Annotated in this window: 3 protein-coding genes; 2 read left to right on the top strand and 1 reads right to left on the bottom strand. The window is 67.7% G+C overall.

What is annotated here, in order from left to right:
* Positions 1-50: 50 nt before the first annotated feature.
* Positions 51-842 (bottom strand): IS110 family transposase, encoded by a 792-nt coding sequence (locus ACFSKW_RS45295; RefSeq protein ID WP_379580799.1) that lies wholly within the window; start codon positions 840-842, stop codon positions 51-53.
* 366 nt (positions 843-1,208) lie between these two features.
* Here ACFSKW_RS45295 and ACFSKW_RS45290 point away from each other — a divergent pair, with 366 nt between their 5' ends.
* Both ACFSKW_RS45290 and ACFSKW_RS45285 read left to right on the top strand, forming a co-directional pair.
* Positions 1,209-1,844, top strand: coding sequence for an IS110 family transposase (locus ACFSKW_RS45290; protein WP_379580798.1), 636 nt, complete (start codon positions 1,209-1,211; stop codon positions 1,842-1,844).
* Between the two features lie 79 nt (positions 1,845-1,923).
* A complete protein-coding gene (locus tag ACFSKW_RS45285) occupies positions 1,924-2,415 on the top strand; it encodes a hypothetical protein (RefSeq protein WP_379580797.1) in 492 nt (163 codons plus the stop codon).
* Positions 2,416-2,893: the final 478 nt, after the last annotated feature.

Genomic DNA, 2,893 nt, shown 5'->3' with positions numbered 1-2,893 from the left:
AGCGGTCGCTGATCGCATTCGACCACTAAACGTAGCCACACCCCTTGGCATCAACCATCTAGGGGTGCGGTGCCGGTGTAGCTGGCGAACTGATCCGCGGTGCGAAACCGCGCGACATCACCGACGTGGCCGAGAATCTTGGCGGCCAGGACGACACCGACGCCGTGAATGTCGGTCAACGTGCTGCCCGCGGCGGCCAGCGCGTCCCGCGATTGTGCTTCGTTATCCTTGAGCCGCTGGTCGATGCGCCGTAGATCAGCAAGGAGGTCACGGGCCAGATCACGCCGCAGGGCCTGAGTGGCGCTGGTGGGGCGGACGGTGCGCAACAGGGCGGCTGCCTTGTCTGCAGACAGGCCGGTAGCCGCGCCGCCGGGGATCAACTCGCGGATCAGCCCGTGCAGGCGGTTGAGGATACGAGTTCGTTCCTGAGCCAGGTCGTCGCGGCGTTCAGCCAGCAGCCGCAAGATGGTGGTCTGGTCTTCGGACGTGACAATTCGCAGGTCGTGTCGATAGAGGGCGACCTGGGCAACGCTGAGGGCGTCAGCGGGGTCGCTCTTGCGTCCACCACCGGTGCTCAGCAGGCGGGCGCGTACCGACAACGTCGCTGGGACATCCAGCACATGCTCGCCGGCGGCGGCCAGCTGCTGGGCGATGCCGCGGCCGAGGCCGTTGGCGCCCTCAATGGCGAATCGGCGCCCGGGCCATGCCGCGGCCCAGGTGGTGAGCCGGCGGAAGGTGCCGGAGTCGACGGTGAACCGCCGCTGGCTGATCGGGTGGCCGGCGGCATCGACGGCCACGGCGGTGAGGGAGGACTTGTGCGGGTCGATTCCGATGGTGATCACGGGGGAAGGCTCCACGGTGGCCGACGACTTCGGGTCGCGCCGTGGCGGGCACCCTGACTTGAAAATTGAGCAGGTCATGCCTCTGTCGAGCCACACCACGGCAGGTGCCGGCGGCATGGCACGCTATCAGTGAGCCAACCACCAGGGCGGCAAGAAGCCTGCGGACCTGCGCCGACCGGCACCCTGAACGCTAAGGCTGCAGACCCCGGCGTCTGACCTCATTCAACAAGTCAGAAGCCTCGGCGAGAGAACCCGTCCCGTCACTGGTCTGCCTGCTCGGCTACCCGGCGCGCACCGCCTTCGGATATCCCCGAGCCGAGAGGGTGCACACATGACCGAGTTCAAAAGCCCAAGGCGCGTCGAATCGTGGGCGGGATAGACACGCATGCCGACACTCATCACGCCGCGGTGGTGTTGATGAATGGGCGCCGGGTCGCCGATCGTGAGTTCCCGGCGACCAGAGCGGGATACACCGACCTGCTGGAGTGGATGCGCTCCTTCGGCCGGCTGCATGCGGTGGGGGTCGAAGGCACCGGCTCCTACGGAGCCGCCCTGGCTCGTCACTTGAGCAGCGCGAAGGTCAAGGTGGTCGAGGTCAATCGCCCGGACCGGCGGCAGCGCAGGACCAAAGGCAAGTCTGATCCACTGGACTCCTACTCCGCTGCCGAAGCCGTCCTGGCCGACAGGGCTGGCGCCGTCCCGAAGAGCGGAAACGGAGTAGCCGAGTCGATCCGTGTGCTCCATCTGGTCCGCGCCGGCGCGGTGAAGGCTCGCACCGCCTGCCTCAACGAGCTGCAGGCGCTGCTCGTCACTGCCCCGGCCGAGCTCCGTGAGCAGCTGGCCGGTCTGAAGAAGGCCCGGCTCGTCGACGCCTGCTCCCGATGCTCGCTGAACGCCCGATCCTCCGCCGCGTCACTGGCCCCACCGTCACGCAGGCCCGCAAGCCACGCCAACCGGAAACTTCTTCACTACTACCGCCAAGCCCCCGGGGGATCCAGCTAGCCGTCGGCAGCAGGAGACCCCCAGGTGGCGGGGATCACCGTCCCCTGGCACTTCCTGTCCAGAGAAAGCATCCACTCGCGTGTCCATGATGTCTCCTCTTGTGCGGACAGCCGCCGCGGCTGCAGCGTCGCTGGTCCTGGCTGGCCTCGTTGCCGCCCCGGCCCAGGCCACAGCCCTGCCAGCCCGAACCGTCTCTGCCGCCGCGGGCCTGTCCGCGCTGCCAAGCTGCAGCGGTTCCCAGATCGAGCACGTACCGATCTTCGTCCCCGGCCAGAGCGGGAAGGTCAAGGCGGGCTACCTGCACTACTACTACAACGCCCGAACCCGCGTAGCGTGTGCGTTCTTCAATTCCACCGAGGTCACATGGGGAAAGCCGAAAGAGGTGGCAGTGTCGATCTCCGCCTGTTCTCGGTCTGGTTCCTGCATCTTCGCAGATTTCTGGGACGGCATTGTGAAGGGACGCAGCCAAACCGTCTCGACGACAGTCCGGGAGTGCGTGAAAGCCGTGGCTTCAGTCAGAGCGAACAATGGTCGTATTTACGGCGTCGGGACCGACATCCGGTGCATCTGACCCCGGCCCGCCCGGCCCGCAACGTGCGGGTACGGGCGGGCAGGTCCACGTTGCCGGCACAGCACGCCTGCGCCGGCAGCCGTCCACGGCCCGGGCCGGGCGTCACGATCCGCCAGGGGTGGGAGTGGGGAGGGGTGCACCGTCGTTGTCGCGGCACGAAGGTGGCGCGGGCGTGCTCCGGTAGCCCCGGCCGCCCGGCCCCCGCCTCCCGCATCGCGGCGGGAGGCGAGGGCCGGGCGCAGGACTCCTGACCTGGCCGTGCGGTTGGCCCGTCTGGCCTGCCGGTCATCGGCGGGGTGCGCCTGCCGACAATTACATCCGCCCAGGTAATGGCCTTGTGAGGCGTGCGCGATCTCTACCGCCAGAAGGAGGAAGAGCGTGCGGCATGATGATCGGCCGTGCTCCTTCGCCTGGCCTGAGGGGCCACGGTGATTCCGGACAGCCGTCTTATGGGCGTAGCCTATGCGGCTGTTTGGAT

The organism is Nonomuraea mangrovi, assembly GCF_042681425.1.
Lineage (GTDB): Bacteria > Actinomycetota > Actinomycetes > Streptosporangiales > Streptosporangiaceae > Nonomuraea > Nonomuraea mangrovi.
This window is presented reverse-complemented; position numbering and strand designations above follow the sequence as displayed.